The sequence below is a fragment of the Pusillimonas sp. MFBS29 genome, assembly GCF_020687695.1.
Taxonomy (GTDB): Bacteria; Pseudomonadota; Gammaproteobacteria; order Burkholderiales; family Burkholderiaceae_B; genus Pusillimonas_C.
Genome location: NZ_JAJEWL010000001.1, coordinates 165,944 through 189,146 on the forward strand (window position 1 = coordinate 165,944; position 23,203 = coordinate 189,146).

Below are 23,203 nucleotides of genomic sequence, written 5' to 3' on the forward strand. Positions count from 1 at the left end.
AATAATAAGGCCGGAAAAGCAGTAGCCAACGGCATAGTTGTTGTGCGCCCCACGTGGCATGAACGTAGAGCATATCGCTTCGCAGGAATGACCGCTATCAGAATCGGGTTGCGACTGGCCGCTTCTGGCCGTAAGCAGACGTTCTCGGCAACTCTGGCGCAGGCGCTCGCTATCTAGCAGGCGTCGCCTCCCGCACCCGCCGACGGTCATATACCTCCCGGATCATCCGTTCCGAAGAGTGCAGCGTTGCATCCATCACATCGTCATGGCCCGAGGCCAGCTTGTCTGTGATGCCCTTAGGGCGGCAATCTTGAAGAGAAAAGCGCTGGAAGGGCACATTCTCTTCATCTGCAAGCGCCTTTGCTTTCACCATGAGCTTGTGCAGCATTGTTTTCCAGCCGCCTTTCGTGTACCGCTCCCCGGTGCTGGTTCCAAACACGAAGCACTCCTGCGATGGTTCTGGACCTCGCAAGGAAAGGGCCTCACCGATGGTGGCCTTGAGCTCGGCGCTCCAATGTATCAGGCCTACAATGGGTACATCGCTGCGTCTGATCTTTCCCGCCTTCCAGGAGATGCCTTGCTCGTTGATTTGCTGCACCTGCAGCGCTCGGACCTCAACAGACCGGCGTAGGCACAGCCAAGCCGTCTTCAATGCCAAGGCAACCACCAGGTACTGTCCTCCCATCTGTCGGCCCGCCCTGACCGTCAGATCCATCTCATTGTCTGTCACCAAACGTGCAGTGCGTTTGGTTTTTGACTTCTTCACACGGTCGAATGGATTGCCGGCAAGAATGCCAAGCGTGATTGCATACTCAAGGATGAGTCTAGCCAATGCGATCTCTTTGTTGCCTTTCGCGGAGCGTCCCTTGCTTTGGGAGTCGCGCAGGTAGGTATAAGCATCAACTTTGGTAAGCGCTGTGACCCGTCTTCTGCCGAAGGCCCGATTGAGTTGAGCTATCTCCCTTTCGTTTTCTTCCAACGTGCTATCGGCTCGTTTTTCTGCTGAGTCCCGTGGTAAGGTCTTTTGCCAGCTGAGCCAATGCTTGGCAACGGTAGTGAATGTTTTACTGTGGAGGCAGTCTTGCTGATCTCCTGTGGCTCGATATGCTGCTTCCTCTCGAAGGGCGGCGATTTCCTCTTGGTCGGAAACATCACAACGCAGGCGAAAGGCCCATGTGCCATCGGGGCGCTTGTAGCCGATGGAATAGACTCTTACCCCGTGTCTCTCGTAGACGCGGGAAGGTAAAGTTCCGACTGGGTGCTGGCAATGCATGAGATGTCTCCCTGCGTTGTGGTGTGCTATTTGATCCAGGGCTTGCGGGGCCGAGTCGCCGCTAGGGGGCGCTCTGTTGGAACGAGTTTGCGAAAAACAGCCAAGTTTCGCAGGTATGTGCGGGGGGGCGTCGGAGCGTCGCTCGTCATGCTCCGCGAAATACGTATTGCGCAATGCGCATTGTGCATTGCATGATGAGCGGAGTGTAATGCGCACCCATCTGGGGGCGCATATCAGCAGGGAAGCGGGACACGAATACCGCCAGCCTGTGCCGGTATTCGTACAGGCGGGCCTACTTGGAAAGCCAGGCCTGGCGCGGCTTTCCAGCCAGACAGAAAATCGGGTAATCCAAATTTTGGAACAAAGACTCCGACTTTGGAATAAAAAAGCAGACGAAAAAAAAGCACTTACATGATGTAAGTGCTTGATTTTACTGAATTATTTGGCGGAGCGGACGGGACTCGAACCCGCGACCCCCGGCGTGACAGGCCGGTATTCTAACCAACTGAACTACCGCTCCGCAGCGGTGTACTACTTATGCCAGAATCTCTGGCGTCCCCTAGGGGATTCGAACCCCTGTACCCACCGTGAAAGGGTGGTGTCCTAGGCCTCTAGACGAAGGGGACCGGACAAAACAAGCTGCGTATCATAGCATATTTAATACGCTGTTTTACTGCTATCTGTCGTTACCGAACAGATTTTCTTCGAAAGACTGGTGGAGGTAAGCGGGATCGAACCGCTGACCTCTTGCATGCCATGCAAGCGCTCTCCCAGCTGAGCTATACCCCCGTACTGGCTTGTCTAGCGAAGAAGCGAGATTATGCACCATATTTTTAAAGTGTGCAAGTCATCGCGCCTTTTTAATCATTTTTTTAGTTGCTCATCCTTTTTCTTACTGAAAATCCCAGCAACAGCATCAGCAAAGATGCGACCAGCACGGGTGTATTACCCCAGCGCACATAGGGTGTCAGCCCGGTCATGCCTTGGACTTCCACGTCCAGTACGCCTTTGCTCATGGGGTTCAGGGCTGCGCGTACGTGGCCGTTGGGGTCTATGGCTGCGGTCATGCCTGTATTGGTGGCGCGCAGCATCGGTCTTGCGGTTTCCAGCGAGCGCATGCGCGATATCTGCAAGTGTTGGCGTAGCGCCCACGAATCACCAAACCAGCCAAGGTTGCTCAGGTTGACCAATATGTTTGCTCCTGGTCCTGCAGTGTCGCTGTCACGTACGGACTGGATGATTTCTTCGCCAAAGACGTCTTCGTAGCAGATATCCGGTGCAATGATCTGGCCCTGGATGGGAAACAGGGCTTGCCTGACCGGGCCGCGGTTAAAGTCGCCCAGTGGAATCTGCATGCTGTCCACAAACCATCGGAACCCTGTTGGCACGAATTCGCCGAATGGCACCAGGTGGTGTTTGTCGTAACGCAGGTCCAGGGCGCCGCTGATCAATGTCTGCAAAGGGGTGTTGGCGTCAAAGGTAATGGCGCTGTTGGTGTAGCGGTCACGATTCTCGTGGCGGTCGTGCAGGGGAATACCCATGAGAATCTGGGCGTTGCGCTCGCGTGCGACGGCAAGCGAGCGTTCCCAGACCTGCGGGGCAACCCGGTTCTGGAACAGCGGTATGACGGTTTCCGGCAGGACGATCAGATCGGGAGCGCCGTCGGGCTCACGCGGGGGAAGGGCCGCGAGCTCCAGGTAGGTGTTCAGTCCGTTTTGCAGCAGTTCCGGATCGAATTTTTCTGACTGGGGCACATTGCCTTGTACCAGCCGTACGATCAAGGGATCGCCTTGCGGTTTGGACCAGCTGACGTGACCCAGCGCAATGCCGGTCAGGCCAGAGAGTATCGCCAGCCCCACGCCGACGGCGGCTTTGGCGTCGTTGGTGGTGTCTTTGGAGCAGGCCAGCAGCGCGATGGCGCCGGCGGCAAAGGCCGCCAGCCACGCCAGGCCATAGACGCCCAGTATGGGTGCCCATGCCGCCAGCATGCCCTCGACATGGGCGTAGCCGATATTGAGCCAGGGCAGGCCGGTAAACAGCGTGCCGCGCAGCCATTCAAACAAAGCCCAGCTCGAAGCCCAGACGGCCGCCAGCAGCACCTGACGCTTGTAGCTGGCCTGGGTGTATGACTGATAGCCGGCCAGCAGGCGTGTGAGGGCTGTCGCCAGTGTTATGTACAGCGCCAGAGCGGCGGCGAGCAACACTACCGCCGTGGCTGCCAGTGGCGCAGCCATGCCGCCGTACTCGTGCATGCTGATATAAAGCCAATACAGGCCCACGGCGAAATGGCTGATGCCGAAAAGAAAACCGCCCAGTGCAGCTTGGGCGGTTGTGTTGGCTTTGAAGACAAAATATGCCAGCACTGCCAGCGTAAATATCTGGACAAAAGGCAGTATCCAGTGCGGCAAGGGGCCGGGCGCAAATGACAGTGCATGCGCGGCACCCAAAACCAGCAGGCCGGCCTGGCGTCGGTCGATGTGCTTGATTGTTTTCAAGTGATTATCCGGACGTGTTGGCGGGAGCCGCGGGCTCGGCGATGTCGTGCTGCAGATGCAGCCATAGCGCACGCTTGGCATCGGCACCGACGACAGTAATATTCAGGCCCTGGTGGCTGATGCTGTCTCCGCGCCGGGGTATGCGCCCCAGCTCGGCGGCCAGCCATCCACCCAGCGTATCGTAGTCATCGTTGGGCAGCTCGGTATTGAAACTGCGGTTGAATACGTCAATTTCGGTAATGCCCATGGCGCGCCAGCTATTGGTGCCTGTCTGGAAGATGGTTTTCTCGGCGTCTTCATCGTATTCGTCTTCGATGTCGCCAACAATTTGCTCGAGTACGTCTTCCATGGACACGAGGCCCGATATGCCGCCATGCTCGTCAACCACGATGGCCAGGTGATTGCGGCTGCTGCGAAATTCGTGCAACAGAACGTTCAGGCGCTTGGTTTCGGGGATGAAGACTGCCGGGCGTACGAGCGGGCGCAGGTCTATGGAGGGGTTGGAGATGGAGAGCAGTAAATCTTTGGCCAGCAATATGCCGACGATATTGTCGCGGTCGTCTTCATAGACGGGGAAGCGTGAGTGGCCGGTTTCTATAATGTCGGGCAGTACTTCAGCCAGTGGTTTGCCGACGTCCAGCATATCCATTTTGGATCGGGGAACCATGATGTCGGCGACGGTCTGGTTTGCGACCTCGAGTGCGCCGGAAATCATGGCGTAGGATTCGCCGTCGAGCACTTGGCGGTCGTGTGCGGCTTCAAGCACGGCCTTGATGTCTTCCCGGTCTTCGGGCTCGGAGCGCCGCATGAAGGTGGTAAGCCGTTGGAGCAGGGATTTGGAGCTGTTTTTTGCCGGGCGAGGCTCGGCGTCGGGTGAATTAGGTTCTGACATTGTCCATTGGACTGAATACAAGATGGTTTAGCATAACCGATATTATCGACCCGGGTGGAGGTCGGGATCGTCCTGGTAAGGGTCGGCAATTCCCATTTCGGCAAGTATGGCGGTTTCCAGCGCTTCCATGTCGGTTGCGTCCTCGGGGTCGATATGATCGTAGCCCAAAGCATGTAGTACGCCGTGCACGGTCAGGTGCGCGGCATGCGCCAGTACGGTTTTCTTTTGCGTCGCGGCCTCACTGTGCAACACAGGCACGCACAGCACGATATCACCGCCCGCCATGCCGTCCGGGTCTATGCCATACTCGAACGTCAGGACGTTGGTGGCATAGTCTTTCTGGCGGAATTCATGGTTCAGGCGACGGCCTTCGTCAGCGTCGACCAGGCGTATGGTCAGCGATACGGCGCGAAAGCGGTCGGGCATGCCTGCCTCGGTTTCGTCCTTGTGAACACCCGAGACGGCCTGGAGCACCCAACGGCGCAGGCGCCAGCGTGGCAGTTCGGGCACCGGTGTTGCATATTGAACCGATAGGGAAAGTTCAGGAACCATGACCGGCGGCCTTGTCGTAGGCGTCCACAATACGGGCGACCAATGGGTGCCGCACTACATCGCGGCTGGTGAAGTGAGTAGTGGCGATGCCCTGTACTGATTCGAGTACGTCGACGGCCTGGACCAGACCACTGGCCTGACCGCGCGGCAGGTCGACTTGGGATGGGTCGCCATTGATCACCGCTTTGCTGCCAAACCCTATGCGGGTCAGGAACATTTTCATTTGTTCCGGCGTTGTATTCTGGGCTTCGTCCAGAATGACAAAGGCGTGATTGAGCGTACGCCCACGCATATAGGCCAGCGGCGCGATTTCTATGGTCTGCTTCTCAAACAGGCGCTGGACCCGTTCTATGCCCATCAGGTCGTACAGTGCATCATACAGCGGTCGCAAATAGGGATCGACTTTCTGGGCCAGATCGCCGGGCAGAAAACCCAGACGCTCACCCGCTTCGACGGCGGGGCGCGTCAGTACCAGCCTTTGTACCGTTTCGCGCTCGAGCGCATCAATGGCACAGGCAACTGCCAGCCAGGTTTTGCCTGTGCCGGCCGGCCCCACGCCAAAGGTAATGTCGTGACGCAGTATGTTGTTCAGGTAGTCGCGCTGTCTGGGCGTGCGCGGACTCAGGTCTGATTTGCGGGTGCGCAGGCTCAGGCTCAGGTCGTCGACAGGCGGCAGTTCGGGTAATTCCGGCTGCGGTGCCTGAATCTTTTCCGTGGCCTGAGGGCGGCCTGCACCCAACTCAACCATGCCCAGCTGGATATCGTCGATAGACAAGGCCTTGTGTACCGCACGACGATGAAAAAGCGACAGTGCGTTCGCGGCGGCCTTGGCCTGGTCGCCGGAAATGGATACGCGATCGCCGCGCCGGCTCAGCGTGACATTCCAGCCGTCGGCAATCTGGCGCAGGTTTTCATCCAGAGGGCCGCACAGATTGGCCAGATGTGTGTTGTCGCCATCAAGGGTGACGACTATCGGGGCCTTGCTCCGGGCAGCACGCGTCATGCGCTTTCCTTGCTGTCGGATACGCGGGTCACGATGTCACCCTTCAGCGTATTGGTCATGGCCTGGGTGATGCGTACGTCCAGCATCTGGCCAATCAGGCGAGGCTGGCCGATAAAGTTGACGATGCGGTTGTTCTCGGTGCGCCCCGACAGCTCGTTGGGGTCACGCCGTGAAGGTTTTTCGACCAGAATTCGCTGGACCGTGCCGATCATGCTCTGACTGATGGCATCGGCCTGCTCGTTAATAAGAGCCTGCAGCCTGTGCAGTCGCTCGAGTTTGATCTCTTTTGGGGTGTTGTCTTCAAGGTCGGCGGCCGGTGTGCCCGGGCGACGCGAGTAGACAAAGGAGAACGATTGATCGAAACCCACGTCGCGTATCAGCTTCATGGTCTTTTCGAATTCGGCCTCGGTTTCGCCCGGAAAGCCAACGATGAAGTCGGAGGACAGTGTCAGGCCGGGGCGTGCAGCGCGCAGGCGGCGAACGATGGACTTGAATTCAAGGGTGGTGTAGCCGCGCTTCATCGCAGCCAGTATGGTGTCGCTTCCGGCCTGTACGGGCAGGTGCAGGAAAGGCACCAGCTTGGGCAAGGCGCCATGGGCTTCTATTAGCCGGGTGGTCATTTCCTTGGGGTGCGAGGTGGTGTAGCGTATGCGTTCTATGCCAGGTATTTCGTGCACGTACTCCAGCAGCATGGCAAAGTCGGCGATCCCGGCGCTGTCTCCCATGGGGCCGCGATAGGCGTTTACGTTCTGGCCCAGCAGGGTCACTTCCTTGACGCCCTGATCAGCCAGGTCGGCGACTTCCATCAGCACGTCGTCAAAGGGGCGAGAGACTTCGGCGCCCCGCGTATAGGGCACAACACAGAAACTGCAATACTTGCTGCAGCCTTCCATGATGGAAACAAATGCGGTACAGCCCTCGACACGGGCGGGGGGCATGGCATCGAATTTTTCGATCTCGGGAAAGCTGATGTCGACCTGGGCGCGCCCGGATTCGCGCCGGCGGGCGATCAAATCGGGCAGGCGATGCAAGGTTTGCGGGCCAAATACCACATCTACGTACGAAGCACGCTTGACGATGGCATCGCCCTCCTGGCTGGCAACACAGCCGCCAACCCCAATGATCAGGTCGGGATTGCTCTGTTTCAGGTGCTGGACACGACCCAGGTCGGAAAAGACTTTTTCCTGCGCTTTTTCGCGTACCGAACAGGTATTGAACAGAATGATGTCGGCATCTTCGGGCGTCTGGGTAAGTTCCACGCCCTGGTCTTCGCGCAGGACGTCCGCCATTTTGTCGGAATCATATTCGTTCATCTGGCAGCCAAAGGTCCGTATGAACAGCTTGCGCGTTTTCCTGGGAGTGGGCTCGGGTTCTTCCGGAATCAGGAGCCGGGCAGGTGCCTCGGGTTCGCTGGGAATGAGCAGGGCGGAAGGTTGGGAAGGCGCCGCGACAGCAGCGGGGCGGTTGCGCTTGACAGTGGTTTCTTGCATGACGGTTGCCGTTGCGGGTGTATATCCCGGGGGCTAAAGGTAAAACCCCTATTGTAACGTTCTTTGCCCGAGCGGAATGGTCATGCAGCCCGGCCCGGGCACGTCATGGTCTAGGCGATTCTTATCACTATGCGCTATATTAATATAGATCAATAATATGAGCGGAAGTGCCGCAGTCATTGTCACACCTATTAGTCGGCTGCACCGTTTGTCATATCCGTAAGGTCTTGCCCACATCAAAGGAGATAGGAATGAGTGAACTTAGCAATGCGAGCCGGCGCCGCATGCTCGCCTCCACCGGAGGCATTGTGGCTCTGGCGGGTCTGGGCGGGGTAGCCCGTGCCGATACCGGCGGCCCTGATTCGGCAGCCGCGAAAGCGGTCAAGTCTTTGCCCGACTATGCCAGCTGGAAGGATGCCGACAGCCTTATCGTGCACAGTGCCAACACCATTGAAACCAAGCGCACCGCTTTCGGCAGCAGCGTAATCACCCCAACTGACCGGCTGTTCGTGCGCAACAACGTTACGCCGCCCAAAGATCCCGCCATGATCAATGACCCTGACAGCTGGACGCTGGAAGTCAGTGGTGTGGGCAAGCCTCGCAGCTTTACCGTGGCAGAGCTCAAAGGCCTGGGCTTGGCCGCTGTTCCCATGGTTCTGCAATGCTCCGGCAATGGCCGTGGCTGGTTTCCCCACAAGCCCAGCGGTACTCAATGGACGGTGGGTGCAGCCGGATGCGTGATCTTTACCGGTGTGCCCGTCAAGGCGTTGCTGGAGGCCGTTGGCGGCATGGCAGACGGCATGGTCTACATGACCAGCACGGGTGGTGAGGAAATCCCGGCAGGTCTGGACCCGAACACCGTCAGGATAGAGCGTTCGGTGCCGATTTCGGCCATTGAGGATGCGATTCTTGCCTGGGAGCTGAATGGCGAGCCGTTGCCACTGGCGCATGGCGGTCCCTTGCGCATGATCGTGCCCGGCTATACCGGTGTGAACTCCATCAAATACATCAAGCATCTGGCCTTTACCAAGGAACAGTCCCCGGCCAAAATCCAGCAAACCAGCTACCGCTGGACGCCGGTGGGTGGCAAGCCCAGCCCCAGCGAGGATTCGATCTGGGAAATGCCGGTCAAGTCCTGGATCAACTACCCCTCCGATCCGGATCAGACCGTCAAGGCGGGCAAGGTGCAGATCAGTGGCGTGGCCATGGGTGGCATGACCGCTGCCAAGTCTATAGAAGTCTCGGTCAATGGCGGAAAAGACTGGCAGAAGGCCGAGTTTGTCGGGCCTGATCTGGGTAAGTATGCCTGGCGTGAATTCGTGTTTGCTGCCGACCTGGCTGCAGGCTCGCACGAGCTGGCATGCCGGGCTACCAACGAGGCCGGTGATACCCAGCCGGAAGAACGCCGCGAGAACAATCGGGGTTATATCAACAACAGCTGGCGTGACCACATGGTGGTCATCAAGGTTGCCTGAGCACTGGCTCGATAACTGACATGCCCCTTGAAATGGGGCATGTCTGCATTGGAACACCTAAGATGAGCATGAAGAAGTTTGCAGTATCACGCATGGCAGGACTGTTGTTACTGGGTGCCGCAGGCGCCAGTTGGGCGGGAGGGCCTGATGCCCAGTTGCTGGAAAAGGGCAAGGTCCTGTTCAGCACCGACGCTGTACCGGCCTGTGCTATTTGCCACACGTTGCAGGATGCAGGTGCCGAGGGCACCATCGGGCCTGATCTGGATGAGCTCAAGCCCGATGCCGATCGTATACGCAAGGTGCTTGCTGAAGGCATGGGTGCCATGCCTTCTTTTGCCGAAACGCTGAAACCGGACGAAATCGACGCGATTGTTGCGTACGTGGTCAACGCTACCGGCGGCGGGCAGTAAGCGCCGCAAGGGCGCGTACCGGCCCGGCGGCCACTACATTACTTCGGTGGCCGGGTCGTCTTTCTTGACGGGTTTGATCAGGTCTTCACGCTTGATGCCCAGCCACATGGATATCGCCGCGGCAACGAACACCGAGGAATAGATACCGAACCAGATGCCGATGGTCAGCGCCAGCGAAAAGTTATGCAGCGTGGGGCCGCCGAAGAAAAACATCGACAGAACCATCATCTGCGTGGAGCCGTGGGTGATGATGGTACGCGAAATGTTCTGGGTGATCGAAAGGTCGATGATCTCGGACACCGGCATCTTGCGTTGCTTGCGGAAGTTCTCGCGGATACGATCCATGACCACCACAGATTCGTTGACCGAGTAGCCCAGCACAGCCAGTACACCGGCCAGCACCGATAGCGAAAACTCCCACTGGAAAAGGGCGAAGAAGCCCAGAATGATCACCACGTCGTGCAAGTTTGCGATGGCGCAGGCCAGGGCCAGCTTCCATTCGAAACGGAAGGCCAGATAGATAAGAATGCCGGCAACCACGAATAGCAGGGCCATCAGCCCGTTGTGCAGCAGTTCCTGGCCGACCTGAGGCCCCACGAACTCGACGCGGCGCAATTCTGCGTCGGGGTGCTGCTGTTGCAAGACCTGCATGACACTGGCGCTTTGCTGGCCGGCATCCTGGCCTTCGCGCGCCGGCAGCCGGATCATAATATCTTGCGAGGTGCCAAAATTCTGAACCTGGAAATCGCTATATTCCAGGCTGTTGATGGCGGTGCGCACCTCATCGACCTGGACCGATTCCTGGTAGTGCACTTCCATGACGGTGCCGCCGGTGAACTCGATCGACAGGTGAAAGCCCTTCAGTACGATAAAGGCCACGGCCGCGATAAATGTCAGCAGGCTGATCAGATTGAGCACCAGTGCATGCCGCATGAACGGGATGGTGCGATGAATGCGAAAGAATTCCATGTTGCTATGCCTGTAGTTTTGACAGGCCGCAGGGCGTGTGCCCCACGGCGGCTTGCATTATTTTTGACCGGGTTTCCAGACTTGACCGATAGAGATGCTTTGCAGACGACGCTTGTTGCCATACCAGAGGTTGGCCAGCGCACGTACACCCACGACTGACGAGAACATCGATGTAAGGATGCCGATGCAGTGCACGACGGCAAAGCCGCGTATGGGGCCGGAGCCAAATGCCAGCAACGCGACACCGACGATGAGACTGGTCAGGTTGGAGTCGAAAATCGTGGCCCAGGCGCGGTCAAAGCCCAGGTGTATGGCCTGTTGCGGGCTGGCGCCGTTGCGCAGCTCTTCGCGGATGCGCTCGTTGATCAGCACGTTGGCGTCAATGGCCATGCCCAGAGTCAGGGCGATGGCGGCGATGCCTGGCAGCGTCAGGGTGGCCTGCAGCATGGACAGCACGGCCAACAGCAGCAGCACATTAAGGGTCAGGCCTATGGTCGAAAATACGCCCATCAGGTGGTAGTAGATAACGATGAAGACGGCAATGGCAATGAAGCCGTACAAGGTTGAGTTAAAGCCTTGCTTGATGTTGTCGGCACCCAGGCTGGGGCCTATGGTGCGCTCTTCGATGATCTCCATGGGGGCGGCCAGAGCACCGGCGCGCAACAGCAGGGCCGTGTCGGCGGCTTCCTGTGCGGTCATGCTGCCGCTGATCTGCACTTGTCCGCCTGGAATTTCGCTGCGGATGACCGGAGCGGTCACGACTTCGCCTTCGCCTTGCTCAAACAGCACGATGGCCATGCGTTTGTTGATGTTGTCGCGGGTGACGTCGCGGAAGATGCGTGCGCCTTTCGAATCGAGGGTCAGGTTGACCGAGGGTTGCTGGGTCTGCTGGTCACGTCCGGGCTGGGCGTCTTGCAGGTTTTCGCCAGTCAGGATGACCTGACGGCGCAGCAAAAGAGGGCGTCCGTCGCGGTCGTTGTAGCGCTCCAGACCAAAGGGCACGGTGCCCGAGGCGAGTGCGGCCATCGCCGAGGGGCTGTCGTCGACCATGCGGATTTCCAGCGTGGCCGTACGACCCAGGATTTCCTTGGCCTTGGCAACGTCTTGTACGCCGGGCAATTGCACCACGATACGGTCGGCACCTTGCTGCTGGATAATGGGTTCGGCCACGCCCAGCTCGTTGATACGGTTGTGCAGCGTGGTCATGTTCTGGCGCAGGGCATGGGTCTGGACCTGCGTGGCGGCGATATCGGTCAGTCGGCCGGTCAGCAGGAACTGGCCACCGTTTTCTCCGCTCTCGGTAAAGACCAGGTCGGGCATGCCGCGTCGCAGTTCGGAAACTGCGTTGTCACGCGCTTCGGCACTGGCAAAGCTTGCCACGATGGACATGTCGGAGCGCTCGACTCCGGTGGTGGCAACCTTGCCCTCGCGCAGTATGCTGCGCACATCGCTGGCAAGCGAGTCGTAGCGGCCGGTCAGGGCGCCTTGCATGTCGACCTGCAGCAGGAAGTGCACGCCGCCGCGCAGGTCAAGACCCAGATACATAGGGCGTGCGCCCAGGGCGGTGAGCCAGTTGGGTGACGATGGCAGCAGATTCAGCGCCACCGTGAAATCGGGGTTGGACGGATCCGGATTCAGGTTCTTTTCTATGATGTCCTTGGCCTTGAGCTGGACATCAGTGGTTTCAAACCTGACCCGGACGGTACCGATAGGGCCATTCTGCTCGAAATAGGCGCCTGTATGGGTGATGTTGTTCTTGGCGAGCGTGTCTTCGACACGGCTCAGTACGGCAGGATCGACTTTGACCGTGGATTTTGCCCCCGCTATCTGGACTGCGGGAGATTCCCCGAAGAAATTGGGTAGCGTATAGAGCAGGCCGATTAGCACGGCCCCCAGTACGAGGAGGTATTTCCAGAGAGGATAACGGTTCATTGTTGATCAGTGGCTAAAGCAAAAGAAACCCTGGAGATACTCCAGGGTATGCGCAGGGGATCAAAGAGCCTTGATGGTGCCCTTGGGCAGAATCGAAGTGACGGCATTGCGTTGCACAACCGTTTCTACCGGCTTGTCGCCCAGCATGCTGATTTCTACCGTGATGTAGCTGTCGCTGACTTTGGTGACTTTGCCCAGCAGGCCGCCGGTGGTGATGACTTCGTCGCCTTTGGCCAGTGCTGCGACCATGTTGCGGTGTTCTTTCTGACGTTTCATCTGGGGACGAATCATCAGGAAGTACAGAATAACGAACATCAAAATGATGGGCAGCATGCCCATCAATGCGTTTTCTCCGCCGGCGGCTGCCTGCGCAGTAATCAGTGTCAAAGTATCAATTGCAACCATCGGGGTCTGCTCCTGAAAATAATCTTGGTTAACTCTGTATTGTAGCGATATCTTGGCTATTCGATACCACGGGCCCGATCACGGGCAAATTTCTCCCGCCATTCCTGAAAATTGCCCTCTTCGATGGCGCTGCGCATTTCCTGCATGATGGTCAGGTAAAAGTGCAGATTATGCAGTGTATTCAGGCGTGAACCGGTAATTTCGTTGGCGCGTTGCAGATGATGCAGATACGACCTGGAAAAGTGCCGGCAGGTGTGGCAATGGCACGAGGGATCAAGTGGCCGGGTGTCGTCGCGGTAGCGGGCATTGCGTATCTTGATATCGCCGTAGCGGGTAAACAGCCAGCCATTACGCGCGTTGCGGGTGGGCATGACGCAATCGAACATGTCGACGCCGCGGCTGACACCTTCGACCAGATCTTCGGGCGTGCCTACTCCCATAAGATAGCGTGGCGCCTGCACAGGCAGACGTGGGGCGACATGGGCCAGCACGCGCATCATGTCTTCTTTGGGCTCTCCGACCGACAATCCGCCGATGGCGTAGCCCTCGAAGCCGATGTCGACCAGGCCCGCCAGCGATTCGTCGCGCAGGTTTTCGTACATGCCGCCCTGGACGATGCCGAACAGCGCATTGGGGTTGCCCAGCGCATGGAAGGCGTCGCGCGAGCGCTTGGCCCAGCGCAATGACATGCGCATGGATCTGGCCGCTTCCTCGGCCGTAGCCGGTCGCCCGTCTATGGAATAGGGGGTGCATTCATCAAAGACCATTGCGATGTCGGAGTTCAGGGCATACTGGATGCGCATGGACTCTTCCGGCGTAAGGAACAGCCTGGCGCCATCTATGGGCGATGCAAACTTCACGCCTTCTTCGGTGATCTTGCGCAAACCATTCAGGCTGAATACCTGAAAGCCTCCGGAGTCGGTCAGTATCGGCTTGTTCCACTGCATGAAACCGTGCAGGCCCTGGTGCTTTTGCATGACCTCGGTACCCGGACGCAGCCAAAGATGGAAGGTGTTTCCCAGGACGATCTGGGCACCGATCTCTTCGAGCTCGTGGGGCAGCATGGCCTTGACGCTGCCGTAGGTGCCTACAGGCATGAAGATGGGAGTCTGGACCACGCCGTGGTTGAGTGTGATCTGACCGCGGCGTGCGGCGCCGTCGGTGGCCAGCAGCTTGAAATGCAAACCGGTTGTTGTCATGGTTGGGTAGCGGATTCGATAAACATGGCATCACCATAGCTGAAGAAGCGATACCGGGATTGGACGGCATGCGCGTAGGCGCGTCGTATGGGTTCCATGCCTGCCAGCGCTGAAACCAGCATGAGCAGGGTGGACTGCGGCAGATGGAAGTTGGTCAGCAGGGCGTCGACCCAAGCGTAACGGTAACCCGGGGTAATGAACAGGCGGGTGTCACCCTCGATGGTACCTGCCTGGGGGGCATGCTGTGCTGCCGACTCAAGCGCGCGCACACTGGTGGTGCCTACTGCAATCACGCGCCCGCCTGCGGCCCGCGTGGCATGGATCAGCGCGATGGTTTCGGGCGGAACCGAATAACGTTCGGCATGCATGATGTGGTCTTCCAGCTTTTGCGTGCGAACGGGCTGGAAGGTGCCGGCGCCGACATGCAGGGTGACAAACGCCTGGGCGATGCCCATGGCTGTCAGTCGCTCCAGCATGGCCTGATCGAAATGCAGTCCGGCGGTCGGTGCCGCTACTGCGCCCGGCTCGCGGGCGTAGACCGTCTGGTAGCGTTCGTCATCTTCCTGTTCGGCGGCATGCTCTATATAGGGCGGCAGCGGCGTCGCGCCGTAGCGATCCAGCAGGTCGAGCACGCGTTCGGGAAATTCCAGTTCAAACAGCTCGTCCTGACGGCCGGGCACGGTTGCGGTGAACGTCTCGACCAGAACCAGCTTGCTGCCCGGCCTAGGTGATTTGCTGGCCTTGATATGGGCAAGTGCGGTGTTGGGACCGGTGATCCGTTCAATCAGAACCTCTACCTTGCCGCCGCTTTCCTTGCGGCCCAGCAGCCGCGCCTTGATGACACGGGTATTGTTGAATACCAGCAGATCGTTGGGCCGCAGTAGCTGGGGCAGGTCGACAAACTGGCGATCGTGCAGGCCGGCGTGGCTGTCCAGGTGCAACAGACGGCTGCCGGTACGGCGGGCGGCGGGAGATTGGGCAATCAGTTCAGGGGGCAGTTCATAATCGAACTGGGAAAGTTCTAGGTCAGGGTTCACGTAATGGATCTTTGAGGGCGGCTTGCTATGGGTCCAGGCCGTGCCTGGAGACATCTTGAGCGTTATTTTAAGCTGTTGCGATGTATTCCTGCTTGGCGCGCCGGCAAGCAACCGCCTGGACAGCCTCGTTTTGTATCGCAAAAATGTGTTGCCATGACCCACGGCTGGACGCAGTTTGGTTATGCTGACGTTTTTTGTTCCCGAGGATCTGCTCATGATGTTGCGGCAATTTCGACCATTGGCAGGCTATGCAGGAATGCGCCGGATAGGTCGTGTTGCGGCGGGTGTCCTGGTTGCTTTGGCCGGTACCCTGGCCCAGGCCCAGTCTTTGCCCTCCGAGCTGGATCAGGCACTGCGCGCCTCGCGAGTGCCGGTCAGTGCGTTGTCCCTGCATGTGCAAGAGGTTGGTGGTCCGGTGCTGATGTCCGTCAATGCGGCCGAGCCACGCAACCCGGCTTCGGTCATGAAAATGGTCACCACCTGGAGCGCGTTATCCGGGCTGGGGCCGGATTACCGATGGCGCACCACATTTTATGCGCGAGGTGGCGGACGGCTTGACGATGCCGGCACGCTGGCGGGCCCGCTGTACCTGAAGGCCGGCGGAGACCCCTTCATGACGGTCGAGGAGCTCTGGGGTTTGCTGCGTCAGCTGCGCTTGCGCGGCATCAAGAACCTGAGCGAGGTTATCGTCGACCGCTCTATTTTCGGGACTGTCGCCTCTGATCCCGGAGAGTTCGATGGCGCGGCGGATCGCCCGTACAACGCCAGTCCGGACGCCATGATGGTGGGGCTTGGTGCTGTGCGTCTGGTCTTTCATCCTGACCAGCAGGCCAGGCGATGGGTGCCGATAGTCGACCCGCCCGTCCATGGTGTACGTATCGATGGCGAGGTCAAATGGAGCGACGCCGTCTGCCCCGGGTCGCCTTCTGTGGCGACGCAGATGATCAACACAGGCACGGACATTGTCGTTCAGGTCAGCGGAACGGCCGTCGGGTCCTGCGGCGAATTCAGCGTCTATCGCCTGGCCCAGTCTCAGCCCGAATATTTTTCCGCCTTGTTCCAGATGCTGTGGCGGGAGCTGGGTGGCACGCTGGCCAAGGGGGTGAAGGCGGGAAAAGTACCGTCGGGCACCCAGCCGGTGGTCTGGCATGATTCCGAGAGCCTGGGAGACACCATCCGGCTGATCAACAAGCAAAGCAACAACGTCATGGCGCGTACATTGTTGCTCACATTGGGAGCGGAAAAGTTCGGGCCGGGTGCCACGACCAATACCGGTGGCCGTGCGGTGCTGGCCGTGCTGCAGGAGCAGCAAGTGGATACCCGGGGCTGGGTGCTGGATAATGGATCGGGCCTGTCCCGCACGGGACGCATTACCGCGCTGGGGCTGGCGGACATGCTGGATACCGCGTGGCGATCGCCGCTCATGCCTGAGTTCGTTTCGTCCCTGGCGATCTCGGGTGTCGATGGCACCGTCAAGCGCCGGCTGCGCAATGGCGATGCACAAGGCATGGCGCATCTTAAAACTGGAACCCTGCGCGATGCGCGGGCTTTGGCCGGTTATGTGCTGGGTGCCAGCGGAAAGCGCTATATTCTCGTCAGCATCGCAAATGGCGAGCGTTCAGCCGCCATACGCAGTTTCGACGACGCGCTGGTCAATTGGCTGGCAGCGCGCTGACTCATGCCACAATCAGAACCGGAAACAAGGAAGTACCATGCCTATACATGAAATTCGTCACCCTCTTATTCGCCACAAGCTTGGCCTGATGCGCAAGGCTGAACTCAGCACCAAGAACTTTCGCGAGATGTCGCAGGAGATCGCCGCACTGCTCACCTACGAAGCCACTAAAGAGCTGCCGCTGGAGCCTTCGCTTATCGAGGCATGGGCCGGGCCTTTGCATGTAGAGAAGCTGGCGGGCAAGAAAGTGACGGTTGTGCCTATTCTGCGGGCCGGCATAGGCATGCTTGACGGTGTGCTCAGCCTGATTCCGGGTGCCAAGGTCAGTGCAGTGGGCATTGCACGCAACGAGGAAACGCTCGAGGCACAAACCTATCTCGAGCGGCTGGTGGGTCAGCTGGACCAGCGCCTGGCGCTGATTGTCGATCCCATGCTGGCGACCGGCGGTTCCATGGTGGCCACGATAGATCTGCTCAAGAAGGCGGGTTGCCGCGATATCCGCGCCCTGGTCCTGGTGGCAGCGCCTGAGGGCATCAAGGCGGTCGAAAGCCGTCACCCCGATGTACACATTTACACGGCTTCCATCGACAGTCACCTGAACGAAGACGGCTACATTATTCCCGGACTGGGTGATGCGGGTGACCGCATTTTCGGCACCCGTCAGAAGGATGTCTGATTCCTGGCAGCCAATACGTTTTTTCCAGATACGTCAGATTTGCTAACGTTTCAACGTGAATTGTGAATGGTGGGGGCAGGCAAATCAGGTAGTATGAAACCTCGATCACTAGACCGGCGGTACAAGAATGCGAGTGTTCTGTTGTTCAGGCATGATGGCATTGCTGGCGAGCTTGCTGGCAACGCCGGCCACGGCAGGGCTGTGCCAGGCGCCTTTCATGCATGATGGCGGCCAGGTGCAGCTTAGCGGTTCGGGCGGATTGCAGCTGGGGGCCGACCTGTCCTTTTCCGAAGTCAGCCAGCACGGCGCCGATAATTGCGATGCCCGGGTGCAGGGCGTGGCCACTTATGGCCTGGCAGGCTTGCCGCCAGGCAAGTCCACGCTTGACTATCGAATGAGAATCCGTAATGGCAAGGCGTCATTCGAGCGGCCAGGGGCTGGCGGTAAAAGTGAGCCCACCGAAGGCAGATTCGATCTGCGCATGATCGGTTTGTTTTCCTACGGTGTACCGGTTACGCGCAGTGGCCAGACGTTTCCCGAATTGCGCTTCCAGATCAATCTGGACAAGAAAAAGGTGCAGACCCAACCTATAGTGGTGCAAACGGGTGTCAAAACGGTAGGCGAACGCCAGAACATCAGTACGGCAGCGGGCGACCAGTCATGCTGGCCCATCAGCTATACCCGCCATACCGAGGCGACGCAGGCCTCTTTCAGTGGTCTGGTGCTGCCCATCCCCGCCATGACCTCATCGGTGACTGACTGGTTCTGCCCGGATCTGAATATGGTCATGCGCCAGGAAAGTACGCAAAGCGGTGTGGCTTCTGTGGTCGAGGTGACCAAAATCCAATAGCAAGTAGTATGCTCTAGGCTAGCTAGTGGTTTCTTTTCTTAACTCATGAAGGAGCTGAATTATGGCAACGAAGAAAAGTGTACAAACCAGTGAAGAAGAATTCATTGCAAGCGTCAAGGAAAGCCTGGACGACGCCGAAAAGCTCTTGCGTGAAGCGGCCGATGCCACCGGTGACAAGGCAGCCGAATTGCGTGAAAGCGCCATGATTTCCCTGCGGCGTACCCGCGAGGCCTTGTACGATACGCAAGATGCAATGCTCGAGCGCGGACGCAAGGCCGCACGCGCCACCGACGACTATGTCCACGACAATCCCTGGCAGGCCATAGGCATGGCAGGCCTGGCCGGTGTGCTGATCGGTGCGCTGATCGGTCGTCGCTGATCTCCGGCGGCCACCACTCAACCATCGTCAAGGGCAAGTCATGGCATTAAGACAATCGGTAGGTGATCTGGCATGCACGCTGCTTTCCATCGTGCGTACCCGCCTCGAGCTGTTTTCGCTCGAGGCCTCGGAACAGAAGTCGCAGCTGATCACCATGCTGGGCATGGCGTTCGGGGCGCTGCTGTTCCTGACCCTGTCCGTGCTTGTGTTTTCCCTGACGGTGGCGTTGTTTTTCTGGCCTACTGAACATCGCTATCTGGCGCTGGGCCTGCTGACGCTTTTCTATGCGTTGGTGGGCGGTGGCCTGTTCTGGGGCGTACGACGCAAACTTCTGTTCTCGCCCATGCCGTTCTCGGGCACCATAGACGAGTTGCGTCGCGACCTGGCCCTGGCCGAGCGCCTGCGTGAACCAGACACGCCTCTGACCCGAACTGACGTACGCAGGGATCAACCATGAAGCAACAGGCTTTGACAGCAAAAGAGCGGGCCTTGCAGATCGAGCTGGTCAGGACCCGCGCTGCGCTCGAACGGCAGGCCATGTCTCGTGGTGTTCGCAACCTGGGCGAAGACCTCAGGCCCAGTGCCGTATTGCGCAGTGTATTTCCGCGCGCCACATCCAGGTCTGCCTCCGACTGGTTGTTTCAAGTGATTAGCCTGACCCGACGGTACCCGCTGCTTACATCCAGCGCGTCCGCCTTGCTGTCTGGCGTAGGCAAGCGACGCCGGTGGTGGCGTATCGCAGGGGGCTTGCTGCTTAGCTGGCAGGTGGCGCGCAGCATGGGCCGCAAGCACGACTGAGGCCGGCGCCTGGTGCTACAGGCCCAGATCCTTCCACAGCGCATCGACTCGTGCCGACACTTGCTTGTCCATGACGATGGGTGTGCCCCATTCACGTGAGGTTTCGCCCGGCCATTTGTTGGTGGCATCCAGCCCCATTTTCCCACCCAGGCCCGACACGGGTGATGCGAAATCCAGATAGTCGATAGGCGTGTTTTCGACCAGTACTGTATCGCGCGCAGGGTCCATGCGGGTCGTCATCGCCCATATCACCTCTTTCCAGTCGCGTACATCGACGTCGTCATCGACGATCACGATGAACTTGGTGTACATGAACTGTCGCAAGATGCTCCAGATACCGAACATGACGCGTTTGGCATGTCCGGCGTACTGTTTTCGCATGGATACCACGGCCATGCGATAGCTGCATCCCTCGGGCGGCAGATAGAAGTCGACGATTTCCGGCAGCTGGCGCTTCAACAGCGGGATGAACACCTCGTTCAGTGCTACGCCCAGCACGGCGGGTTCATCTGGTGGTTTGCCGGTATAGGTACTGTGGTAGATCGGGTTACGGCGCATGGTGATGCGATCGACCGTAAAAACAGGGAACCAGTCCTGTTCGTTGTAATAGCCGGTGTGATCACCGTAAGGGCCTTCCAGCGCCATTTCATAGCCGGTGTCGGTCGGGCCGGCGACCCCTTCGGGAGGCACGGCGGGGATGGCCCGGGGATCGGACGATGGCAGCAAATGCCCCTCGAGCACGATTTCGGCATAGGCGGGTACCGACAATGTGCTGCCTATTGCCTGGGTGACTTCCGTTCTGGAACCGCGCAGCAGGCCGGCAAACTGGTATTCGGACAGGCTGTCGGGTACGGGCGTGACCGCCCCGAGTATGGTGGCAGGATCCGCGCCCAAGGCGACCGCCACGGGAAATGGCGTACCGGGATGGGCGATTGCGTGGTCTCTGAAATCCAGCGCGCCGCCGCGATGTGACAGCCAGCGCATGATCAGCTTGTTGCGCCCGATGAGTTGCTGGCGGTAAATGCCCAGGTTCTGTCGTTTGGCGTTGGGGCCACGGGTGACCACCAGACCCCATGTCAGCAAGGGGGCTACGTCGCCAGGCCAGCAGCGTTGCAAGGGAATCTGGTTCAGATCGACGTCATCGTCTTCCAGTACGATTTCCTGGCAGGGGGCATTCTTCACCGTCTTGGGGCTCATGTCCCATAAGGCGTTCTTGAGCATGGAAACCGTGGCCAGCGCACTGCGCAGGCCACGCGGCGGCTCCGGCTCGCGCAGCGATGCCAGCAACTCACCGGTTTCCCGCAGGGCGCTGACCTCTTCGGCGCCCATACCCCAGGCCACGCGCTGTGGTGTGCCGAACAGATTGGTCAGGACGGGCATGCTGGATTGCGCCCCGTTGTGGGTGGCCTGCTCGAACAGCAGGGCCGGCCCGCCGGCGCGCAGTACGCGGTCGCTGATCTCGGTCATTTCAAGATCGGTTGAAACCGGAACCTTCAGGCGTTTTAGTTTGCCAGCGCGTTCAAGTTGGGCGATAAAGTCTCTTAGGTCACGATATTTCACAGCAATAGGCCAGTTGGGTTACATTCGGGCGGGAATAGAAGGTTAACATCGACTTTCTTCATTTTGTGTGGAAGGGGCACCATGGCGGTTATTTCTTCCGATAGCATGGCTGGACGTTCTGCCTTGGGCGTATCGCGCCGGGTCAGTGAGTTCACTTATGTGTGCGCGATTTATCTTGGCATAGCCGTGCTGGTCACCATCGTGCTTGGAGCCACGGTGCCGTCCTTGCGTCAGCAGGCGCAGCAGGTGCATCAGGCGTTGCTGATAGCTTTGCGCCCTGCCCAGGATCTGAATCAGATCTGGTATGCGTCGTACGGGGCAGACGAGCAGGCTGTGCCGGGCGCTGAAGCGGCAAGCGGGGCAGGGGCACTGCCGCCCGAAGATGTCAGGGCCGACAAGCTTGCCGAATCAGAGACGCGGGCGCCTGACTCTCCGCATCTGAGTTTCAGCCGGGCCTTGCAGGCCTCGGTCGCCGGACGTCATGTCACTGGCATCACCGCCGCTCAGGCGCAGGCTCTGCGCAGTTATCTGGCACGCAAATACCGGATAGCGCATAGCGTGGCAGGCGCTCTGGTCAATACGGTGTTTGTCGTGGCCCGCGAGAAAAATCTGGATCCGCAACTCGTGCTGGCAGTGATCGCCATCGAGTCGCGTTACAACCCTTATGCCGAAAGCCATGTTGGCGCACAGGGCCTGATGCAAGTCATGACCAAGGTGCACAAAGACAAATTCGAGGCGTTCAGCGATGGTCCGATTGCGGCCCTGAATCCGATCGCCAATATTCGCGTCGGAACACAGATTCTGTACGACTGCATCAAGCGCCGGCGCTCCGTCGAGGGCGGGCTGGCCTGTTATGTCGGGGCCACGGGCCCCAGCGACGGTGGTTATGGGGCCAAGGTGCTTGCCGAGCGCCGGCGCATAGCGCTGGCGTCGGGTATTCCTATCGGGCGTTAGCCCAGGAAGCGCTCCATTCTTGCTATTGCTTCCTGCAGTCTGTCCAGGCCTGTGGCATACGAAAACCGCATTGAATAAGCTGCGTGGGCCGGTCCGAAATCCCGGCCGGGCACGGCGGCAACGCCTGCCTCGTGCAGCAGCCGATGAGAAAAGTCGTCGCTGTCCTGGCTGTACTCGCGAATATCGGCATAAATGTAGAACGCGCCATCCGGTGCAACCGGTACATGCAGACGCAGGCGTTCGAATTCGGGCAGCAGGTAGTCCCGTCGTTGCTTGAACGACAGTCGTCGTTTTTCGTAGATCTGCATGACTTCGGGGTCGAAGCAGGTCAGGGCGGCATGTTGCGCCAGCGAAGGCGCGCAAATGGCCAGGCTGGCGGCCAGTTTTTCGATCGCAGCCACCATGTGTGGTGGAACAATCAGCCACCCCAGGCGCCAGCCCGTCATGTGAAAGTACTTGGAAAAACTGTTGATGATGACGATATTGTCGTCCAGCGTCAGGGCGCTTTGTGGTTTTTCATCGTAGTACAGCCCCAGATAAATTTCGTCCATGATCACAAAGCCGTCATGACGCTTTACTTCGGCGATCAGGGTTTTGAGGTCTTCCCGGGCAATAGTCGTGCCGGTGGGATTGCTGGGCGATGCAATCAATACCCCGCGTGTAGCCGGCCCCCAGTGCTTGCCTACGGTCTCGGCATCGAGCTGAAAACGCTGTTCGGCCGAGCATGGAATCAGGCGCGGTATGCCGCCGGCGCCGGTGATGAAGTTCTGGTTTGCCGGATAGGAAGGGTCGGGCATCAGGATTTCATCGCCCGGATTGATCAGGGCCATGCTGGCCAGCAGCAGGGCGCCGGAGGCTCCGGAGGTCACTATGACACGGGATGGATCAACGGATGCCCCGAATTGCTGATGATAGTAGTCGGCGATGGCGGCCCGCAGTGGGGAAATCCCTGCAGGCGGGGTGTAGCCGCTCAGGCCGGCCTGGGCCGCGCGATGCATGGTTTCGACAACCTGAGATGGCGCCGTAAAATCAGGTTCGCCTATTCCCAGGCTGATGATGTCGTGACCTTGTGCGTTCAACGCACTGGCCTGTTTGAATAATTCCACAGCGTAGAATGGCATCACTTGTTCAGTACGCTTGGCTAGGCGAGGCATAAGGCAAGAATCTCAGGCAAAAACA

At 58.9% G+C, this 23,203-nt stretch carries 23 protein-coding genes and 3 tRNA genes; 10 read left to right on the top strand and 16 right to left on the bottom strand.

Annotation, left to right across the window (positions count from 1 at the left end; genetic code table 11):
- Window positions 1-169: 169 nt before the first annotated feature.
- Window positions 170-1,273 (bottom strand): hypothetical protein, encoded by a 1,104-nt coding sequence (locus LKR43_RS00800; protein WP_227681944.1) that lies wholly within the window; start codon window positions 1,271-1,273, stop codon window positions 170-172.
- A 208-nt stretch (window positions 1,274-1,481) separates the two neighbouring features.
- Here LKR43_RS00800 and LKR43_RS00805 point away from each other — a divergent pair, with 208 nt between their 5' ends.
- A complete protein-coding gene (locus LKR43_RS00805) occupies window positions 1,482-1,688 on the top strand; it encodes a hypothetical protein (RefSeq protein ID WP_227681945.1) in 207 nt (68 codons plus the stop codon).
- Window positions 1,689-1,716: 28 nt separating this feature from the next.
- Here LKR43_RS00805 and LKR43_RS00810 read toward each other — a convergent pair.
- The 8 genes from LKR43_RS00810 to miaB form a co-directional block, all read right to left on the bottom strand.
- A tRNA-Asp gene (locus LKR43_RS00810) sits at window positions 1,717-1,793 on the bottom strand.
- 30 nt (window positions 1,794-1,823) lie between these two features.
- Window positions 1,824-1,899, bottom strand: a tRNA-Glu gene (locus LKR43_RS00815).
- 87 nt (window positions 1,900-1,986) lie between these two features.
- Window positions 1,987-2,062, bottom strand: a tRNA-Ala gene (locus LKR43_RS00820).
- An 83-nt stretch (window positions 2,063-2,145) separates the two neighbouring features.
- Complete coding sequence (gene lnt / locus LKR43_RS00825; protein WP_227681946.1) at window positions 2,146-3,768, bottom strand: apolipoprotein N-acyltransferase; 1,623 nt, start codon at window positions 3,766-3,768, stop codon at window positions 2,146-2,148.
- Window positions 3,769-3,772: 4 nt separating this feature from the next.
- Window positions 3,773-4,660: an HlyC/CorC family transporter gene (locus tag LKR43_RS00830; protein WP_227681947.1), complete on the bottom strand. Its 888-nt coding sequence runs from the start codon at window positions 4,658-4,660 to the stop codon at window positions 3,773-3,775.
- 42 nt (window positions 4,661-4,702) lie between these two features.
- Window positions 4,703-5,212, bottom strand: a complete 510-nt coding sequence (gene ybeY, locus LKR43_RS00835; RefSeq protein WP_227681948.1) for an rRNA maturation RNase YbeY — start codon at window positions 5,210-5,212, stop codon at window positions 4,703-4,705.
- The gene (locus tag LKR43_RS00840; protein WP_227681949.1) at window positions 5,202-6,215 is read right to left on the bottom strand and encodes a PhoH family protein; all 1,014 of its coding nucleotides are present in this window, start codon (window positions 6,213-6,215) and stop codon (window positions 5,202-5,204) included. Before LKR43_RS00840 ends, ybeY begins: the two co-directional genes overlap by 11 nt.
- The gene (gene miaB / locus LKR43_RS00845; protein WP_227681950.1) at window positions 6,212-7,705 is read right to left on the bottom strand and encodes a tRNA (N6-isopentenyl adenosine(37)-C2)-methylthiotransferase MiaB; all 1,494 of its coding nucleotides are present in this window, start codon (window positions 7,703-7,705) and stop codon (window positions 6,212-6,214) included. Before miaB ends, LKR43_RS00840 begins: the two co-directional genes overlap by 4 nt.
- A 251-nt stretch (window positions 7,706-7,956) precedes the next feature.
- Between miaB and LKR43_RS00850 the strand changes: the two genes are divergently transcribed.
- Together LKR43_RS00850 and LKR43_RS00855 are read left to right on the top strand one after the other, a co-directional pair.
- Entirely contained in the window at window positions 7,957-9,180 is a 1,224-nt protein-coding gene (locus LKR43_RS00850) for a sulfite oxidase (RefSeq protein WP_227681951.1), read from the top strand.
- A gap of 68 nt (window positions 9,181-9,248) precedes the next feature.
- Entirely contained in the window at window positions 9,249-9,590 is a 342-nt protein-coding gene (locus tag LKR43_RS00855) for a cytochrome c (protein ID WP_227681952.1), read from the top strand.
- A 33-nt stretch (window positions 9,591-9,623) separates the two neighbouring features.
- On the opposite strand, the gene secF is transcribed toward LKR43_RS00855, so the two are convergent.
- The 5 genes from secF to queA are packed head-to-tail and all read right to left on the bottom strand — an operon-like array spanning window position 9,624 to window position 15,132.
- Window positions 9,624-10,559 carry a protein translocase subunit SecF gene (gene secF, locus LKR43_RS00860; protein ID WP_227681953.1) on the bottom strand — a complete coding sequence of 312 codons (936 nt, stop codon included), beginning with the start codon at window positions 10,557-10,559 and terminating at the stop codon, window positions 9,624-9,626.
- 57 nt (window positions 10,560-10,616) lie between these two features.
- On the bottom strand, window positions 10,617-12,491 hold the full coding sequence (gene secD / locus LKR43_RS00865) for a protein translocase subunit SecD (RefSeq protein ID WP_227681954.1): 1,875 nt from the start codon (window positions 12,489-12,491) through the stop codon (window positions 10,617-10,619).
- Window positions 12,492-12,551: 60 nt separating this feature from the next.
- Window positions 12,552-12,896: a preprotein translocase subunit YajC gene (gene yajC / locus LKR43_RS00870; protein WP_227681955.1), complete on the bottom strand. Its 345-nt coding sequence runs from the start codon at window positions 12,894-12,896 to the stop codon at window positions 12,552-12,554.
- 56 nt (window positions 12,897-12,952) lie between these two features.
- Complete coding sequence (gene tgt, locus LKR43_RS00875; protein WP_227681956.1) at window positions 12,953-14,095, bottom strand: tRNA guanosine(34) transglycosylase Tgt; 1,143 nt, start codon at window positions 14,093-14,095, stop codon at window positions 12,953-12,955.
- Entirely contained in the window at window positions 14,092-15,132 is a 1,041-nt protein-coding gene (gene queA / locus LKR43_RS00880) for a tRNA preQ1(34) S-adenosylmethionine ribosyltransferase-isomerase QueA (protein WP_227681957.1), read from the bottom strand. The genes tgt and queA overlap by 4 nt, the downstream gene beginning before the upstream one ends.
- Window positions 15,133-15,388: 256 nt before the next feature.
- Between queA and dacB the strand changes: the two genes are divergently transcribed.
- The 6 genes from dacB (at window position 15,389) to LKR43_RS00910 (ending at window position 19,510) form a co-directional block, all read left to right on the top strand.
- Entirely contained in the window at window positions 15,389-16,807 is a 1,419-nt protein-coding gene (gene dacB, locus LKR43_RS00885) for a D-alanyl-D-alanine carboxypeptidase/D-alanyl-D-alanine-endopeptidase (RefSeq protein WP_227682289.1), read from the top strand.
- Window positions 16,808-16,844: 37 nt separating this feature from the next.
- Window positions 16,845-17,483 carry a uracil phosphoribosyltransferase gene (gene upp, locus LKR43_RS00890; RefSeq protein ID WP_227681958.1) on the top strand — a complete coding sequence of 213 codons (639 nt, stop codon included), beginning with the start codon at window positions 16,845-16,847 and terminating at the stop codon, window positions 17,481-17,483.
- 151 nt (window positions 17,484-17,634) lie between these two features.
- Window positions 17,635-18,333 (top strand): hypothetical protein, encoded by a 699-nt coding sequence (locus LKR43_RS00895; protein WP_227681959.1) that lies wholly within the window; start codon window positions 17,635-17,637, stop codon window positions 18,331-18,333.
- Between the two features lie 61 nt (window positions 18,334-18,394).
- Entirely contained in the window at window positions 18,395-18,712 is a 318-nt protein-coding gene (locus LKR43_RS00900) for a YqjD family protein (RefSeq protein WP_227681960.1), read from the top strand.
- A 40-nt stretch (window positions 18,713-18,752) separates the two neighbouring features.
- Window positions 18,753-19,169: a phage holin family protein gene (locus LKR43_RS00905; RefSeq protein ID WP_227681961.1), complete on the top strand. Its 417-nt coding sequence runs from the start codon at window positions 18,753-18,755 to the stop codon at window positions 19,167-19,169.
- Window positions 19,166-19,510 (top strand): hypothetical protein, encoded by a 345-nt coding sequence (locus LKR43_RS00910; RefSeq protein WP_227681962.1) that lies wholly within the window; start codon window positions 19,166-19,168, stop codon window positions 19,508-19,510. Before LKR43_RS00905 ends, LKR43_RS00910 begins: the two co-directional genes overlap by 4 nt.
- Before the next feature lie 15 nt (window positions 19,511-19,525).
- Here the strand turns inward: LKR43_RS00910 and ubiD are convergent, their stop codons facing one another.
- Window positions 19,526-21,070, bottom strand: coding sequence for a 4-hydroxy-3-polyprenylbenzoate decarboxylase (ubiD, locus tag LKR43_RS00915; RefSeq protein WP_227681963.1), 1,545 nt, complete (start codon window positions 21,068-21,070; stop codon window positions 19,526-19,528).
- Between the two features lie 81 nt (window positions 21,071-21,151).
- On the opposite strand from ubiD, the gene LKR43_RS00920 reads away from it, so the two are divergent.
- Entirely contained in the window at window positions 21,152-22,024 is an 873-nt protein-coding gene (locus tag LKR43_RS00920) for a transglycosylase SLT domain-containing protein (RefSeq protein ID WP_370632043.1), read from the top strand.
- Here LKR43_RS00920 and LKR43_RS00925 read toward each other — a convergent pair.
- A complete protein-coding gene (locus LKR43_RS00925) occupies window positions 22,021-23,178 on the bottom strand; it encodes a pyridoxal phosphate-dependent aminotransferase (RefSeq protein WP_227681965.1) in 1,158 nt (385 codons plus the stop codon). The genes LKR43_RS00920 and LKR43_RS00925 overlap by 4 nt on opposite strands.
- Window positions 23,179-23,203: the final 25 nt, after the last annotated feature.

What these genes read in the sequence shown, in the direction of transcription:
- LKR43_RS00895 (WP_227681959.1), top strand. Translation starts at nt 17,635, where the DNA reads ATGATGGCATTGCTGGCGAGCTTGCTGGCAACGCCGGCCACGGCAGGG.
- LKR43_RS00905 (WP_227681961.1), top strand. Translation starts at nt 18,753, where the DNA reads ATGGCATTAAGACAATCGGTAGGTGATCTGGCATGCACGCTGCTTTCC.
- yajC (WP_227681955.1), bottom strand. Translation starts at nt 12,896, where the DNA reads ATGGTTGCAATTGATACTTTGACACTGATTACTGCGCAGGCAGCCGCC.
- LKR43_RS00925 (WP_227681965.1), bottom strand. Translation starts at nt 23,178, where the DNA reads ATGCCTCGCCTAGCCAAGCGTACTGAACAAGTGATGCCATTCTACGCT.
- miaB (WP_227681950.1), bottom strand. Translation starts at nt 7,705, where the DNA reads ATGCAAGAAACCACTGTCAAGCGCAACCGCCCCGCTGCTGTCGCGGCG.
- LKR43_RS00855 (WP_227681952.1), top strand. Translation starts at nt 9,249, where the DNA reads ATGAAGAAGTTTGCAGTATCACGCATGGCAGGACTGTTGTTACTGGGT.
- LKR43_RS00830 (WP_227681947.1), bottom strand. Translation starts at nt 4,660, where the DNA reads ATGTCAGAACCTAATTCACCCGACGCCGAGCCTCGCCCGGCAAAAAAC.
- LKR43_RS00840 (WP_227681949.1), bottom strand. Translation starts at nt 6,215, where the DNA reads ATGACGCGTGCTGCCCGGAGCAAGGCCCCGATAGTCGTCACCCTTGAT.
- ybeY (WP_227681948.1), bottom strand. Translation starts at nt 5,212, where the DNA reads ATGGTTCCTGAACTTTCCCTATCGGTTCAATATGCAACACCGGTGCCC.
- LKR43_RS00800 (WP_227681944.1), bottom strand. Translation starts at nt 1,273, where the DNA reads ATGCATTGCCAGCACCCAGTCGGAACTTTACCTTCCCGCGTCTACGAG.
- dacB (WP_227682289.1), top strand. Translation starts at nt 15,389, where the DNA reads ATGCGCCGGATAGGTCGTGTTGCGGCGGGTGTCCTGGTTGCTTTGGCC.
- tgt (WP_227681956.1), bottom strand. Translation starts at nt 14,095, where the DNA reads ATGACAACAACCGGTTTGCATTTCAAGCTGCTGGCCACCGACGGCGCC.
- secF (WP_227681953.1), bottom strand. Translation starts at nt 10,559, where the DNA reads ATGGAATTCTTTCGCATTCATCGCACCATCCCGTTCATGCGGCATGCA.
- secD (WP_227681954.1), bottom strand. Translation starts at nt 12,491, where the DNA reads ATGAACCGTTATCCTCTCTGGAAATACCTCCTCGTACTGGGGGCCGTG.
- LKR43_RS00900 (WP_227681960.1), top strand. Translation starts at nt 18,395, where the DNA reads ATGGCAACGAAGAAAAGTGTACAAACCAGTGAAGAAGAATTCATTGCA.
- LKR43_RS00910 (WP_227681962.1), top strand. Translation starts at nt 19,166, where the DNA reads ATGAAGCAACAGGCTTTGACAGCAAAAGAGCGGGCCTTGCAGATCGAG.
- LKR43_RS00805 (WP_227681945.1), top strand. Translation starts at nt 1,482, where the DNA reads ATGCGCACCCATCTGGGGGCGCATATCAGCAGGGAAGCGGGACACGAA.
- upp (WP_227681958.1), top strand. Translation starts at nt 16,845, where the DNA reads ATGCCTATACATGAAATTCGTCACCCTCTTATTCGCCACAAGCTTGGC.
- LKR43_RS00850 (WP_227681951.1), top strand. Translation starts at nt 7,957, where the DNA reads ATGAGTGAACTTAGCAATGCGAGCCGGCGCCGCATGCTCGCCTCCACC.
- LKR43_RS00920 (WP_370632043.1), top strand. Translation starts at nt 21,152, where the DNA reads ATGGCGGTTATTTCTTCCGATAGCATGGCTGGACGTTCTGCCTTGGGC.